This is a genomic window from Caproiciproducens puteiluti (genome assembly GCF_052442865.1).
Lineage (GTDB): Bacteria > Bacillota > Clostridia > Oscillospirales > Acutalibacteraceae > Caproiciproducens.
In genome coordinates this window covers 1,769,378-1,784,297 of sequence record NZ_CP194790.1, presented here as the reverse complement: position 1 = coordinate 1,784,297, position 14,920 = coordinate 1,769,378, and the positions used below count along the sequence as shown (strand labels likewise).

16 protein-coding genes are annotated in these 14,920 nt (G+C 49.3%); 3 read left to right on the top strand and 13 right to left on the bottom strand.

Translation table 11 applies throughout. The features are described 5' to 3' along the window. The first annotated feature begins 258 nt into the window (after positions 1 to 258). Complete coding sequence (locus ACRQU7_RS08590) at positions 259 to 408, top strand: hypothetical protein (protein ID WP_185741061.1); 150 nt, start codon at positions 259 to 261, stop codon at positions 406 to 408. Here the strand turns inward: ACRQU7_RS08590 and ACRQU7_RS08585 are convergent, their stop codons facing one another. Beyond that, entirely contained in the window at positions 409 to 582 is a 174-nt protein-coding gene (locus tag ACRQU7_RS08585; protein WP_444645216.1) for a hypothetical protein, read from the bottom strand. 483 nt (positions 583 to 1,065) lie between these two features. Continuing rightward, positions 1,066 to 1,428 carry a VOC family protein gene (locus ACRQU7_RS08580; protein WP_141825092.1) on the bottom strand — a complete coding sequence of 121 codons (363 nt, stop codon included), beginning with the start codon at positions 1,426 to 1,428 and terminating at the stop codon, positions 1,066 to 1,068. A gap of 304 nt (positions 1,429 to 1,732) precedes the next feature. On the opposite strand from ACRQU7_RS08580, the gene ACRQU7_RS08575 reads away from it, so the two are divergent. Further along, positions 1,733 to 2,026 carry a hypothetical protein gene (locus tag ACRQU7_RS08575; RefSeq protein WP_243122439.1) on the top strand — a complete coding sequence of 98 codons (294 nt, stop codon included), beginning with the start codon at positions 1,733 to 1,735 and terminating at the stop codon, positions 2,024 to 2,026. A gap of 645 nt (positions 2,027 to 2,671) precedes the next feature. Here ACRQU7_RS08575 and ACRQU7_RS08570 read toward each other — a convergent pair. The 7 genes from ACRQU7_RS08570 to ACRQU7_RS08540 form a co-directional block, all read right to left on the bottom strand. Beyond that, positions 2,672 to 2,929: an HPr family phosphocarrier protein gene (locus ACRQU7_RS08570; RefSeq protein WP_141825089.1), complete on the bottom strand. Its 258-nt coding sequence runs from the start codon at positions 2,927 to 2,929 to the stop codon at positions 2,672 to 2,674. Positions 2,930 to 3,023: 94 nt separating this feature from the next. Continuing rightward, on the bottom strand, positions 3,024 to 3,758 hold the full coding sequence (gene dagF, locus ACRQU7_RS08565; protein WP_038323893.1) for a 2-dehydro-3-deoxy-phosphogluconate aldolase: 735 nt from the start codon (positions 3,756 to 3,758) through the stop codon (positions 3,024 to 3,026). A 1-nt stretch (position 3,759) separates the two neighbouring features. Beyond that, positions 3,760 to 4,875: a DgaE family pyridoxal phosphate-dependent ammonia lyase gene (locus ACRQU7_RS08560; protein ID WP_444645213.1), complete on the bottom strand. Its 1,116-nt coding sequence runs from the start codon at positions 4,873 to 4,875 to the stop codon at positions 3,760 to 3,762. Between the two features lie 51 nt (positions 4,876 to 4,926). After that, positions 4,927 to 5,793 carry a PTS system mannose/fructose/sorbose family transporter subunit IID gene (locus tag ACRQU7_RS08555; protein WP_038323889.1) on the bottom strand — a complete coding sequence of 289 codons (867 nt, stop codon included), beginning with the start codon at positions 5,791 to 5,793 and terminating at the stop codon, positions 4,927 to 4,929. A gap of 2 nt (positions 5,794 to 5,795) precedes the next feature. After that, positions 5,796 to 6,542: a PTS mannose/fructose/sorbose/N-acetylgalactosamine transporter subunit IIC gene (locus ACRQU7_RS08550; RefSeq protein WP_038323887.1), complete on the bottom strand. Its 747-nt coding sequence runs from the start codon at positions 6,540 to 6,542 to the stop codon at positions 5,796 to 5,798. A 21-nt stretch (positions 6,543 to 6,563) separates the two neighbouring features. Next, positions 6,564 to 7,058: a PTS system mannose/fructose/N-acetylgalactosamine-transporter subunit IIB gene (locus ACRQU7_RS08545; protein WP_444645210.1), complete on the bottom strand. Its 495-nt coding sequence runs from the start codon at positions 7,056 to 7,058 to the stop codon at positions 6,564 to 6,566. Then, entirely contained in the window at positions 7,051 to 7,479 is a 429-nt protein-coding gene (locus ACRQU7_RS08540; protein WP_444645208.1) for a PTS sugar transporter subunit IIA, read from the bottom strand. The genes ACRQU7_RS08545 and ACRQU7_RS08540 overlap by 8 nt, the downstream gene beginning before the upstream one ends. Positions 7,480 to 7,803: 324 nt before the next feature. On the opposite strand from ACRQU7_RS08540, the gene ACRQU7_RS08535 reads away from it, so the two are divergent. Further along, entirely contained in the window at positions 7,804 to 8,640 is an 837-nt protein-coding gene (locus ACRQU7_RS08535) for a MurR/RpiR family transcriptional regulator (protein WP_444645206.1), read from the top strand. A gap of 100 nt (positions 8,641 to 8,740) precedes the next feature. Here the strand turns inward: ACRQU7_RS08535 and ACRQU7_RS08530 are convergent, their stop codons facing one another. The 4 genes from ACRQU7_RS08530 to ACRQU7_RS08515 all read right to left on the bottom strand — a co-directional run bounded on the left by ACRQU7_RS08530 (position 8,741) and on the right by ACRQU7_RS08515 (position 14,670). Then, positions 8,741 to 9,961: an aspartate kinase gene (locus ACRQU7_RS08530; protein WP_444645204.1), complete on the bottom strand. Its 1,221-nt coding sequence runs from the start codon at positions 9,959 to 9,961 to the stop codon at positions 8,741 to 8,743. A 32-nt stretch (positions 9,962 to 9,993) separates the two neighbouring features. After that, positions 9,994 to 10,890 carry a homoserine kinase gene (gene thrB / locus ACRQU7_RS08525; protein WP_141825083.1) on the bottom strand — a complete coding sequence of 299 codons (897 nt, stop codon included), beginning with the start codon at positions 10,888 to 10,890 and terminating at the stop codon, positions 9,994 to 9,996. A gap of 34 nt (positions 10,891 to 10,924) precedes the next feature. Then, positions 10,925 to 12,169, bottom strand: a complete 1,245-nt coding sequence (locus ACRQU7_RS08520; RefSeq protein WP_444645203.1) for a homoserine dehydrogenase — start codon at positions 12,167 to 12,169, stop codon at positions 10,925 to 10,927. A 149-nt stretch (positions 12,170 to 12,318) separates the two neighbouring features. Next, the gene (locus ACRQU7_RS08515; RefSeq protein WP_444645201.1) at positions 12,319 to 14,670 is read right to left on the bottom strand and encodes a transglycosylase domain-containing protein; all 2,352 of its coding nucleotides are present in this window, start codon (positions 14,668 to 14,670) and stop codon (positions 12,319 to 12,321) included. Positions 14,671 to 14,920: the final 250 nt, after the last annotated feature.

Sequence of the window (14,920 nt, the reverse complement as noted above, 5' to 3'; positions counted from 1 at the left end):
GTCTGTATGCAATTCTCGCTCCTCACGCTGCAGACCCATCGATTGATATCCATCTGATCTGCTGTTTCATCGAAAAGAGCCGCATATTATGGCGTAATAGAGCACCCCTGCAGTTTATTATAAAATACCCAAACTGCAAGAGTCCTTTCAGAAACATCTGGTAATTTCTGTAATCATATAATAATCGCATTTCGGCAATTAATGTTCAAGAAAAATCGGTATAATGAAAGAACATTAATTTGATTGGAGATGTAAACGATGGTAAAAGCAGAGACAAAGGTAGAAACAGCAGAAAAAATAAGGCATATGCTTCAGGAGCTGGGTTGGTCTGATGAAGTAATAAATGATTATCTTGTAAATTCTCCGGACTTGGGAGCTCAGGTTCCTACAACACCAAAACAGCAATGACTACATAACATGAAGCTTCCAGGAAGTATATTGCCGGACAATATCTCCCATGCTTTTTCCTTTGAATTCCGCCATTGCCTGAACAGTTTTGTATAAAACAAGAAATCCGGTCCCAAAGGGGTCTTCAATGGATCGAATACGCCGGTCTAATTTTTTGATTTCTTCTTGTGTCATTTTGTTGTTACCCCCTAAAATATTTGTTTCTATTATAATTGATTTTTCGTCAATTTTCGACACATGTAACATAATGTAACAATTTATCTTTTGGTTAAAAATGGAGATATTTCTCCGACAGCCGTAAGGCAACAGTAAAACGGGCTCATCGAGTCCATGAAATCCCGATGGGCCCTGGTCTTTATTCATAAAATCATCAATTTGGCATGTTATCTCGTAGTACAAGTTTCATTATTGGATTTTACCACATAGACTTATATCAGATATGTCAATTCTCTGAAATAAGCAGAGCCTGGCAAATATAATAATCCTTCTTCAAATAATGAAATGATGATTTACCACCAATTCCAATCTGAAATAGCAAATAAAAAGCCCTCCCAGACGGTAAGACTGAGAGGGCAAATTATTAAGGAAGATATTGGAAGAACCCCCCGTTGGCAAACCGGCCGACGGGGGATTTATCATTTTGCTGTACTGAAGACATCAGAGGTCATTTTCTACAAACTGAATGGAAACACCGTTAGGATCCTTCACAAAAAAGAAAGAGGCTCCCGGTACTTTTGTGGGTCCGCCGAAAGCGGCAATCTTTTTGGATTTGACCATGGCAAGCGTATCCGCAAGCGATTTCACTTCAAACCCCAAAGAGATACCCTCTTTCTCTGCGCCGATAGGTCTGCCGTTTTGCAGCAGCTCAATCTCAAAGCCGTTTTCGTCTTTTAAAAAAGCGATTTCTGTACCCGGGTCAGGTGAAAAACGCCGCGCTACAGAGAGCCCGACGACTTCCCTGTAAAATTCCACAGACTCGTCCAGTTTTTCCGTCGTAATCGTGCACCAGCAGCAGTTCATAAATTGATCCTTCCCTTCGTGTCTACTGTCGTTTTGATTATATCGTCAATAATTTCAGTATAGCATTGCAGAACTGCATTGTAAAGCTATGTAAACTACTGAAAATATTGTTCCGCCTGCTTCCTTCGTGCCTGCCCCAAGGCAAGACGCTGTTTATTTGCTATTCGGCTGCCATTGCATCGGCTTTGGTTCTATGGATAGTCCCTCAGGGATGCTGGGGAGGTGTGGAAGTATTGAGGCTTTGTAATCTCTCTGTGCACAAGGGCATATATTGAAATTATTCCAACAGAAAAGAGGGAAAGGAATGAGCGGCACTTACAACGTTACTCTGCATACGCCAATGGGGGTCCAAAAGGGAACCGTGACCCTTGTTGACGATCACGGAACGCTAAGCGGCTCTATCCGTGCTATGGGGAGCACAAGCTTTTTCAGAAACGGGAAAGCCCTTGGAAATTCCTTTGAGTTTTCCGGAACTCTCAGCATCGGATTCTTTCAATTAAGATACCGTGCGAAAGGGACCGTAGAAGGGGATATCATCAAAGCTGTTGCCACGACCGATTCCGGAACATTCCAGATAAACGGAACACGGGCGGCATAAGAAAACGCGCGTATAAAAAGACTTCTGAAAACACTGAAAATCCAGAGTTCACAAAAACCGGCACTCTCAGCCTTAAAAGCTGAGAGTGCCGGTTTTCCCTACATTTACAAAAAGGTGAGTCCGGATATTAGACAACAATCTTGGCATATTATTTTTTAAAAGCAAGGTTGGTGTATGTACTTTGACACTGAATATCATCATCGGATTTATTATCCCCTGGATAACAGCGCTGATCTTCATACGGGAAAGAAAGGTACTGTTTCTAATCGCCCCTTTTTCAGCCGCCATGGCCTTTTTGATCAACGATATCGGATTCCTTTATTACTGGAAGCTGTATCCCTTTTATTTAGACAGTCTCGCGTCACTACCGTTTACGCTGGGATTATTCTGCCTTTATCCATGTTTTGCGATTTATCTCATACGTAAATATCATTTTCCCGATCATGCCGTCTTAATCCTGTCCAGTCTTCTGCTGACTTTGGCGGAGGGCTGCGGATTCCTTTCAAAAAGAGTTTATTATCTGAACCAATGGAATATTATAGCGACTTTCCTGTCTTACTATATCGCGATTCTGGGTTCCTATCTATTTTATCGAATACTGAAGAGAAACGGATATCTATAACGGCGGGCTGCATGAACCCGCCCTTATACGTTCTCCCGAAAGAAGCGTTCCAGAGCCGCAGCCGCTTCGGCTTCATCAGGGCCTTCTACGGAAACGCGGATTTTTTCTCCCTGTTTGACCGCAAGCTGCATAACCGCGAAAAGCTTTTTTAAATCGGCGGAGCTTTTGTCTCTGCTGATAGTAACGGAAGAGCTGTATTTTTTTGCTTCCTTTGCAAGGATGCCTGCCGGACGGGCATGGATTCCCATCTCGTCCTGAACGGAATAGTAAAATTCTTTCATAGGAAATCTCCTTTTGCAGTAAAATTGCTATTCATTACAAGCAGGATCCCCGGTGAAGTTACCGCCGGGGATCCTGTGCTGTCATTCTGTAAAATTACTTTACCAGTTCGGTAATGATCGTATAGAGTTTACGGACATCCTCAATCCTGGTATCCCCCGTCTCTTGATCGATGATGGAGGAATAGACATGCGGGATGATTTTCGACACCCCGGCATCCAGAACGATCTGCAGAATTTCACCGAAGTTTTCCGTGGTGATTCCTCCGGTGGGTTCCAGCCCGAAATCCGCGTCGGCACAGGCCTTCGCTACTTCCGTGAGCTCATCCCGTACCTTCAGGCCGCCCATCGGGAAATATTTCAGCGAATCCGCTCCCTGCTCCTTCGCCATGGCGATTGCCGCGGCAACCGGCGCAATCACAGGCTCCAGCTTCCCGCTCACCGGGCCGGTTGAAATGCGTACGTAACCCGGCCTGCCACAGGGGGCCACCATCGCATTCAGGAAAGGCCCCTCCCCGGTCTTGCCACGGGTAAACCCCGTGGCCGTAAAAGTCTGATTGATATGTTTGGGAATGATCTGAGAAGAAATTTCGGCTACTGCGCGCCACTGGTTCGGGTTTCCGGCGCCAAGTCCGACGGAAATATTGTTGTCCACCGCTTTTTGATAAATTTCCATATCCTTGACCGCGCTGGCGACATCGGGATAATTGGCGGACAGAATCCCCACTACCACATGGCCGTCCGCCGCTTCCAGAATCTCCCGGGCGTTGCGTACGGAATTAGTCAGGCAATTCAGCGCGACGCGGCCTTTGTAAAATTGAATTTCGTCCATATTAATCTCCTTTGCTAAGACGTTTGATACTATTGTAGATTGTTTCAAGCTCCTGTGCAGAACGCAGCGGACGGGGATCAATGGCGATTGAGCCTAAATTTGCCTGATAATCGCGGGTATAAATGGCCGGATTCCCTTTTTTCAGCTGTTCCACAACCTCTTCGGCACTGAGTCCGAACTCTTCTCCGAACGTAATCTTGCACCGGTAAATCAGCCGTCCCGCCTCATCCTGTACAATCTGCGTACGGCATCCGGGGATGGAGCTTATTTTTTCGGCAAACTCTTTAAGCTGATCCAGATTGACCGCAGGCTGGTGCTCGCCGGCAAGATATTCTTCCATGGCCTTGAGCAGACCCATAATATTTTCTTTGCCCACCTTCATAGCCCGCCCGATTCCTTTATACTGCAGGCGCATATTGGCAGCAAGCTCTTCCGTTTTGCAGACAACCAGCCCGCTGGTGGGGCCTTCGATCGCCTTGGCCCCGCTGTAACAAACAAAATCCGCACCCAATCGCTTGTAAAGGCTTAAATCTTCCTCCGCGGCCGCGTCCACAATGCAGGCGATCCCCAGAGAATTTGCCAGCTCGATTGCCGAACGGGCATCCACCATTTCTTTCTGTACGCAGTGATGGGACTTTACGAAAAAGATCGCCAGCGTTTTTTCACTGACCGCGGAGCGGATATCTCCCAGCGTGGATTTGTTGGCGTATCCAACCTCCACCACTTTTCCGCCGCCGATTTGGATCATCTCCCCGACCGGCGCGCCGAAGTCCACATTCTGCCCTTTCAGGAGAATGACCTCCCGGCGCTGTGTGTCGGGGAGAAGCTCGTACAGATGCTGTACTTTCTCCAGACTGTCTCCGCAGATCAGGGAGGCGACCGAAAGCGCAATTCCCGCCGAGGCGCTGGAGGTAACACACGCATCCTGTGCGCCGACCATGGAACCGATTTTCTTTCCGGCATATTTCATCAGGTCTTCTATAACGACATAGTGGTCGGCTGCTTCGGCAACCGCCCGCCCCACTGCTTCGGAAACCGTGGACACTCCCAGAATGGTCATGCGCCCGGAAGCGTTGATCACCTCCTGCAGTCCGTTTTGGGTGTAAATATTTGCCATGATATCAGTTTCCCTTCTTTTATGCTTTCGTCCGTTGTATTGCGGCGTTCTTTACAGGATTCCCAGGAAAGCCGCGGCAACGGAGATCACGACGATCGTTCCCAGAATCAGGTTGTAGCGGGGGCCGCGCTTTTTCAGGTAGAAATAGATGAGGAATACCGCAAGCAGCGGCAGCAGACCGGGAACAATCAGATTCAAAATATCCTGAAGTACAATTTTATTTCCGCTCGAGAATACAAAGGTCAGCGGAGTGCTGAGCTTCACATAGCTTGCCGAAAGCGCGCCCATCATGGTAAGCCCGATGACGTTGGCGCTGAAAATAATGGACTGCATCTTTCCGCCGTTCAAAAGGGAGGTTACGGATTTCTTTCCGAGTGTGTAGCCCTGATGAATCAGAACATACGAAACACCGATCGTGATCAGCGGATAAAGAATCAGCGGAAGGAGTCCGCCCATCGGCGAACCGTTGGAAGCAAAGGGCAGGAAAATGGAAATGAGGATCGGCATGAGCGCCGCCCAGATAATGGCGTCTCCAATACCGGCGATCGGGCCCATCAGGCCGGTTTTCAAACCGGTAATCGCATCGTCCGTCACGTCTTTGCCAGTTGCTTTCTCTTCTTCCATCATAATAGCGATTCCCTGAATGACCGCGCCGAACGTACCCTCTGTATTGAAAAACACAAGATGGCGTTTGAGAGCTTTGCTGAGCTCCTCGTCCGTGTCATACAGCTTTTTCAGCACGGGAGTCATGGAAGCGCAGAAGATCAGGCTTTGTAAACGCTCATAGGAATTGGACAGCTCTGCGCCGAGGTAGTAAATCCACATCGCCTTGGTGATGTCTTTTTTCTCCAGCCGGCTGGTTTTCTTTTCGGCGGGCTCTTTCAGGGCCTCTGTTTGTACCGTCGTCATATTGTCCATTTTTACGCCTCCTCCTTAATCTTGAACAGGTTCAGCAGCAAAGCAGTGCAAATCGCAAAGATTGCCATTGCCATGGTGTCCAGTTTCAGATACTGCACGGCGAAAAAGCCGATGATGAAAAAGGGCAGCAGCTTCTTTTTTCCGATCACCATCAAGGTAATCGCGAAGCCCAGTGCCGGAAGAATTCCGCCCATAACCTCGAATGAGTGCATCAGCCAGGTGGGAACAACGGTCATAAATGTTTTGACCGCGTCGACGCCAAGATAATCGATGACAAACACGATCGGAAAACGGATGACAAATCCGAGCAGGGCTGGGAACAGGAACGCAGCCATCAGGATTCCCTTTGTGTTGGCCTGCTCCGCGTAACGGTCCGCCATATGTACCCAGATGGCGTTGGTGGAACGGCGAAGCTGGTCGACGAAAACGCCCAGAACACCGAAGGGAATCGCCAGCGAAATAGCGACCTCCGGTTTCATATTGGCTAGCACGCCCAGCGGGATCGCCACACAGCCCGCAAGCGCGGGATCGCTGGGAACATTGCCGCCGGGAGTGGAAGTAACCCCTAAATAGACCAGCTGCAGCCCCGCGCCGATCTGCATGGACAACGCCATGTTGCCTGTGAGTATGCCGACAAAGATACCGATGACAACGGGCTGGAGCAGCATGGATGAAAAAGTGTAGCCAAGCCGCAGCCGGGAGAACCAGTAATAGATACCCATTGAAATAGCAAGTGGCAAAACGCTCATTGTTGTTTCCTCCTCAAGTATTTAGTTTTGATAATACTTCTTCAAGATTCCTTCCAAGCTCTGGGGAGCATCCTCCGGGATTGTCTGAAAAATGATTTTCACACCTTTTTGCTGCAGTTCGGTAAGAATCTCCACATCCGCATCGTCCAGCGTGATGTTCTGAAAGACCACTTTCCGGTTCGGCGCTCCGCCAAGACCGCCTACCTGGATGTCGCTAACCCGGATGCCTCCGTCATAGACCTCTTTCATTGTCTTGAGATTTGGCAGCAGGAGCAGCACTTTTCCCCCGCCGAATTGGTCCGCATTCCAGCTCTCAATAACATCCTTCTGGGTATAGCAGTTCACCTTGACATCCCGCGGCGCGGCAAGAAGATAAATCTCCATCATGAAAGGATCTTTTGCAAGCTCATCACTGACCACGACGATCTTGTTCGCCCCGGACTGATTGACCCATTTGGTCATGACCTGCCCGTGGATGAGTCTGCTGTCAATTCTGCATAGTACAATTTCAGCCATTTTTTTCCACCTCCTTTTCCTGAAGCGATTTTGTGATCTTTTCAATTACATCCATAACGGAAGTTTCCCCCGTCTCCAAAACAGAATCGAAGTCTATGCTGCCTTCCTCCATCAGCCCGAGACACGCTTCGATCAGAAGCGGGGCATTCAGCCCGGAAAATACCCTGATGTTCTTTTCCCGTCCTACGAGCGCGCCGGCGTTGGTCGTGGTCCCGCCAAACATATCGGTAAGAATCAGCGACCCGTCGGGCATTGCATCGGCAGCTTCCCGGACAAGCGCAAGATATTCCTGAAAGGTAACCTGTGGTCTCAGCGGCACTTCTTTTACGAAATCGACCGCGCCGATCACCATCCTGACCCCTTCCATCAGGGACATCCCCCACCCTCCGTGAGTCAGCAGTAAAATCCGTGGTTTTCCCATAAAACACTCTCCTAACGGCTAAAAATCGAATTGTCATATACTTTATTATTCTGTAATTATTGTAGTACACTACATTACTCGCGTCAATTCACAAATCAGATAAAGAAACCCTTCTGTTTTTGTAATTTACTACAAATCGTAACAATTCAATGTAGGCAATCAAAAAAAACTATGGTATAATAAAAAAATAGTGAAGATCGGCTGCATGACAACGTTTTTAGCGTTCTCAAATAGTATTATTCCCTTTTGTTATGCCAGATCAACTGTAAAATGTTGGATTGCCGACGTAAAATCCTAATTCAAATATGGAGGTACCCATCCGCAATGGCAAAAGAGAACGATTGGTCCAGTCTGATTACACGGATGAACGCAATGTCGAACCAGTTTACAAAGACCGACTGGAAAATTGTCAATTATATTAAAAAGAAAGCGGAGGCTTTTCTGGGCTGCAACGCGCAGGAGCTTGCGAAAGCAATCGGCACATCCGACGCGAGCATCATCCGCTTCACCCAGAAGGTGGGATATTCCGGCCTGAACGAATTCAAATACGTGCTGCAGCAGCAAATTGCGAAACCCGCGGCGGAGACCGGAACGGGAGATTACGCCGCTCTGCTTCAGGACAACATAACGCTCCTGCAGCTTCTGTATCAAACGGTCAAGCCGGAAAATGTGGACTTGCTGCGGAAAAAAATGCTGGCCGCGGAAAGGATTTTTATCGTCGGCCTGGAAATCAATCAGCACGTGGCGGAAATCCTGGCATTTAAATTCGCGAAACTCGGACTGCCGATCTGCGCTGTAACAAACTACGACGTGCTGAAGGTCTACAGAAAAATTTCCACTCCCCGCGACCTGTTCATCACCATCTCTCTTTCCGGGGAGGATGAGCTTCTCTCGGAAACGCTTGCGGATTTCATTAATAACGGCAGTTATATCGTGCTGTTCTCCAACCATGAAAAATCCCTGTGCGCCGCCTACACGGATCTGCTTTTCCTGATTCCGAAGACGGACCTTCTGTCAAGCTCCAACGTAATCTGCCGCGAAATCATCCTGCTCCAGCTGGGAGACATGATTTTTCAGAATTTTCTGGCGAAGGACAGCCCCTCCTACAAAACATTTTTAAAAACGGCTTCTTACGCCGTCCCAGACGACGAAGACGATTAGCAGAAGGATTGCTATAAAAAAGATCGCTGCCCCTGTTGAAGTAAAAGGGACAGCGATCTTTTTATTCTGTTTCACGATTCCAAAGCACAAAACCCGGACTTTAAGCTTCCATCGCTTCGCTGAAAAATTTATTGTGTACCGCCGTGACGGCCTTATCCGCATCGGAGCGGTCGATCAGGACCGAAATCTTGATTTCACTGGTAGCAATCATCTGGATGTTGATGTTTGCTTCAAACAGCGCTTCAAACATCTGGGCAGCCGTGCCGGGATGCGTTTCCATCCCCGCGCCCACAATGGAGACCTTTGCGACATTTTCATCGTACACGACGCTGGTCGCACCGATCAGCTCCACATAGGGATTCAGGATATCGATCGTTTCCTTCAGATTTGCCTGGCTGACTGTAAAGCTGATATCCTTTGTACCGTTTCTTCCGACGGACTGAAGAATAATGTCAACATTAATATTTTTCGCGGAAAGCTTTGAGAAAATTTTGAAAGCGAGGCCCGGTCTGTCGGGTACGCCGATGATTGAAACGCGGGCCACATCCTCGTCTTTCGCAATACCGCTGATCAACATTTTTTCCACTTTCGTTGCCTCCTTAACAATTGTGCCGGGTTTTCTTGTCATGCTGGAAAGGACCTCAAGCTGAATTCCGTACTTCTTTGCCATCTCGACTGAACGGTTATTGAGCACTTGAGCGCCCAAAGTCGCAAGCTCAAGCATTTCATCATAGGAGATGTAGGCAAGCTTTCTTGCGTTTTTCACCTTGCGCGGGTCGGCGGTATAAACGCCCTCCACATCCGTAAAGATCTGGCACAGGTCCGCATTCATCACCGCCGCGATAGCGACAGCGCTGGTGTCCGAGCCGCCCCTGCCGAGCGTCGTCATGTCGTTGTAGCGGTTGATTCCCTGAAATCCCGTTACAATGACGATATTTCTTTTATCCAGCTCCTTCTTGATACGGTCGGGCACGACTCGTTTGATTCTCGCGCTGCCGTAGGCCGAGCTGGTATAAAACCCGGCCTGCCACCCCAAAAGCGAAACAACCGGGTAACCCAGCTTTTCAATCGCCATTGCGAGCAGTGAGGCGGATATCTGTTCGCCCGAAGTAAGAAGCATATCCATTTCTCTTTTGGAGGCATATGGATTGATTTCTTTCGCTTTATCGATCAGATCGTCTGTCGTATCGCCCTGTGCGGAAACGACGACGACAATGTCGTTGCCCTGTGAATAGGTCTTTGTGACAATGTCCGCTACATTAAAAACGCGTTCGGCGTTCGCAACGGAACTGCCGCCGAATTTCTGGACTATAAGGCTCATTCGGTTCCATCCCCCATATTAAAGTAAAAGTATTATTCAATCGATATCTGTGCACCATTTGAATCCGTATTCAGAATTTTAATCTCCCAGCCTGTAATCCCTTTTTCCTCCAGATGATTCGCCGCGTATTTTGCAAAGACATCCGTATCGGAAGCATCGATCATGGAGATAATCGTCGGGCCGGCCCCGCTGACATAAGTGCCGAGCGAACCCAGTTCATAGCTCAGACGGAATACGTCGTCCAAGTGGTCGATCAGGCTGGCCCTGTACGGCTGGTGAATCTTATCCTGTACCGCCACACGCAGGTTTTCCAGCTTCCCGGAAAAGAGCGAGGCCGCCATCAGCGCGGACCTTGAAAGATTGTAAACGGCGTCGCTTCTCGAATACTCTTTTGGAAGCACGGAGCGCGCCTTCTCTGTTTTCAGTTCAAAAGGCGGAATAAACAAAGCAAACCGGATCTTTTCCGAAACGGGAACGCTCACGCTGTAAACCCTTCCCGCTTCCATGGCGGAGGCGGCAAGGCCGCCTTCGATCGCGGGCGTGGTGTTGTCGGGATGCCCTTCGATTTCAGCAGCGAGGTTAATCAGTTCCTGTACCGAAAGAGGGCCTCCCAAAAGGCGGTTCGCGCCGGAAATTCCTGCGACAATGCACGCCGAGCTGCTGCCCAGGCCGCGCGCCATCGGGATATTGTTCAGCTGAACGATTTTAAGACCCGGCAATTTGCGGCCGCACCGCTCATAAACCTGCTTTGCGGCCCAGAAAATCAGGTTGCTGTCGTCCGTCGGCACCTGAATATTGTCTTTGCTGGAAATATCTATGGTATCGGATTCTTCCATCCAAACCTGATTGTACAGGTCCAGCGCAATTCCAAGAGAGTCAAAACCGGAACCAAGGTTTGCGCTGGTAGCCGGTACCTGAATTCTTATCATATCATATCAACATCCTAATCCCAAATAAATGAATTTACAGATCCCCTATGCGGATGGTATTCTTTACCGTCACGCCCAGCGGTTCCAGTTCCGCAAGCTTGGCGACGATTTCCTTTTCCCGCATGACCTCTGTCACAAAAGCGATTTCGCCGCGGACCGGTTTCCTGCGGGACAACCGGGTAACTCCGCCGAAAATCTGATTGATGTTCTTAAAGGCGAGGTCTTCGTCGTCCGTTTCGGCACGGACGAACATGGCAACCTCGTTCAGGAGGTAATCCTCTACATAATCCTTTGAGCCGTCTTCCCAGTAGAGATATTTTCTGGCTCGGAAATGCTTCACGCAGTCAATGACGTCCGCGACAACCGCGCTTGCGGTCGGGAGCTTCCCGGCGCCCTTTCCGTAGAACACGACATCGCCGGTCGAATCGCCGCGCACCATAATCCCGTTGAACACATCGTCAACATTGGCAAGCTGGCTTTCGCGCGAGATGAACATCGGGCAGACAATGATCTGCAGCTTTCCGCTCTCCATCATTTTGACCTGTCCGATCAGTTTGACCACTCCGCCCCAGGCAGAGGCGTATTCCACGTCCGCCAGAGCAATTTTGGTGATGCCCTCGGTGTGCACCTGATCGGGGTAGACGTGCTTGCCATAGGCCAGAGAGGACAGGATGCAGATTTTGCGGCAGGCGTCCTGACCCTCCACATCCGCGGCCGGGTTGCGCTCCGCATAGCCAAGCTTCTGGGCAAGGGCCAGCGTATCCTCAAAAGTCATCTGCTCACGAATCATTTTAGTCAGTATAAAATTGGTGGTACCGTTTAAAATACCCGCAATTTCCACCACGTCGTTTGCAGCAAGGCACTGGCTGATCGGGCGGATAATCGGGATGCCGCCGCCGACACTTGCTTCAAACAGGAAATTCAGATTGTTTTTCTGCGCGATTTTCAGCAGCTCCGCCCCTTTGGCGGCCACCAGCTCCTTATTGGAGGTAACCACGCTTTTTCCCGCTTCCAGGCAGCGTTTCACATAATCAAAGGCCGGGTTCAGCCCGCCCATTACTTCCACCACGATTTTTACTCCCGGGTCATTCAGGATTGTATCAAAGGATTTTGTGAATTTGCTTTCAAACGGACTGCCGGGGAATTCACGCAAATCCAGAATATATTTGATATCGATTCGCTCTTTGGCGCGTTTGGCGATATTCTCCGCGTGATTGGTCAAAACCTCCACCACGCCGGAGCCGACTACGCCGTATCCCATTACAGCTATTTCTACCATATGTAGCACCCCTTACTATTTCTACTGATCTCCAAAAAAACAGATAAGCACTTTAACAGTTTACCACGTTTCAGTGCGACAATCAATTTACAAATTAACCGAAATGCAGATGCCCGCGAACAGGCATCCGCATGAAAATGACAGACCGGTCAGCCGACCGCGACCACAGAATTTCCCGGGGAACGGCCCGGCTTCGACGATTTATCCGGGCGGGAATTCCCCGCGGACGACGTGTGGGACTCCGGCGTTGTGGAAGACGTCGGAGCTTCTGAGGAAGTGTCGGGGTTTTCGTGCGACTCCCCGCCGCTTGAAACGGCGCTTTCTCCGCTTTCCGTACCGGACTCAACGGGATGGGAAACAACAGAGGAAGCCGATCCGGCGTGGATACCGTCACAGATAGCCGGCATATGGCTCTTGTCGTACCAGCCAAGCTGGGTATCCTTGTCGGTAGCCGGGTTCGCCAAAAGCCCGGTCACTGTACAGAACCTGGCCGAAACCACGTTGGAATCGTAGGTAAAGGTCAATTTATCTTTATTCTTCAGATACGACGCCATAATATTCTTCCATGTAGAGGCGGCATAGGTCGTATTGGTCAGATGCGCGGGCGTCAGATAGCCTGTCCAGATACCGGCGACCGCATAGGGCGTTCCGCCGATGAACCAGCTGTCCTTTTCATCGTTGGTGGTACCCGTTTTGCCGAATACCTCCCATCCGCTGATCGCCGCGCCGCGCCCGGTCCCGTGGGCGCCCGTCACGACATTGTTGAGCAGATGATGCATGATGGACGAGGTGGTGGAGCTGATTGCCTGAACGGAAGTCTGATTGCGGTTATCCAGAATCACATTGCCGTCGTGGTCGTCCACATGATAAAAGGTATAGGGCTGATAATATTTCCCGCCGTTCGCGAAAATCTGGAAACCGGCCGTCATCTCGCGCACGGTAACACCTTCGCTCAGACCGCCGATCGCCATAGGCGCGCGGTTGTTGTCCGCGGGAAGCAGGCTGGTAAAGCCCAGCTTTTCTTTCAAGAAATTAAAGCTGACGTTTGGCGTAATGGCGTTTCCCACCTGCGCCGCACTGGCGTTGAGGGAACGCTCCAGCGCCCACTCCAGAGGAATGGGGCCCCAGTATTTTCCGCTTGTGTTCCCCGGCCCCCAGTTTTTCGGGCCGGAGCTGCCGTCGCTGAACCAGTTCGGCAGCGGATTGTCATTCACTAAAGAAGAATAATTGTATTTTCCGGATTCTATCGCCGGTCCGTAAACCGCCAGAGGCTTGATGGTGGAACCCGGCTGTCTTTTAGAGTCCGTAGACAGACTGAACAGACGGTTGCTCTTTTTCTCCCCTCTGGAACCCACCGTGGCAAGCACGCGTCCGGAATAATCCATGGCAAGGTACCCCGCCTGCATCTTGGTATTGCTTCCGAAGAGCTTGTCCGATTTGAATGTATTTTCTGCAATGTTCTGCAGATCGGTATCCATTGCGGCGTAAATCTTCAGTCCGTCGTGGTAAATCATATCCACGGCCTTCTCGCTGGAGCAGTTATAGTGCTCCATCAGGCCGCTCTTGACGTCTTCAAACAGGGTATCCACATACCAGTTCCAAATAGGAACGTTGTCTACGACATTTTCGGCTTTCTTCCCCACAAAGGTCATATGTTCCGATTTTGTCATCGCGGTGTTGTACTCCGCGTCCGTAATCATTCCCTGAGTATGCATCTCGTTCAGTACCGTCTGCTGGCGTTCCTTGTTCTGATCCGGATGGACGAGCGGGGAATATTTTGTCGGGTTCTGCGTGATGCCCGCAATCGCGGCACACTCCGCTATATCGCAGTCCTGAATATTTTTGCCAAAATAAAGGTTGGCCGCGGCCTGAACGCCGTTGCTGCCGCTTCCGAAGGGGACGACATTGAGATAAGCGGCGAGAATTTCCTCTTTAGTATATTTTTGTTCCAGATTCAAGGCGCGGAAGATTTCCTTTACCTTTCTGGTAAGACTTACATCCTTATCTCCCGTAATGTTTTTAATCAGCTGCTGGGTAATGGTAGAACCGCCGTAGCTGCTCCCCTTGGAAAACAGCGTAGTCACCGCGCCGGCCGTTCTGATCCAGTCAACGCCCTTATGATCCCAGAAGCGCTTGTCCTCAATCGCGACAATGGCGTCTTTCATGGACTGCGGTATTTTGTCGTAATCCACCCACACCCGGTTTTCACTGCTGTACAGGCTCTGGTACTGAACGGGATTGGAACTGTCGTCGTTCGGGCCGTTTACATAGATGAAGCTCGTATAATTCAACTGCAGCTTATGCAGGTCGTAATCGACGGATTCACTGCTCAGGCTGAATACAAAGGAAAGCAGCGAGACAGACACAATGATGCCGGTAATGAATAATATAGTGAAAACGGTGGAAAGACTTTTTAACAAAATCCGGCCAACAGACCTGGCTTTACCGTCTTTTTCTCCGTTTCTGGAGCCGACATATTTATTGATATCGGTTTTTCTCATCGGGAACCACCTCCTTGATAAAAATTGATTATCACAGCAAAAAATGAATAATTTTCCAATATTTTCAAATAATACCTATGAGGTGATGCTATTTGAAAAGAAACTGGATTGTGCTGCTGGGTACAACTGTTATTATAATCGGAATGTTAATGTGGGGTTTTTCTCAAACGAGAATAAACCAAATACCTGAAGTTTCAAGCTCAGATATATTAGATAATTCTACCTCAAATGAGGCTTCAAGTCAAGAAAA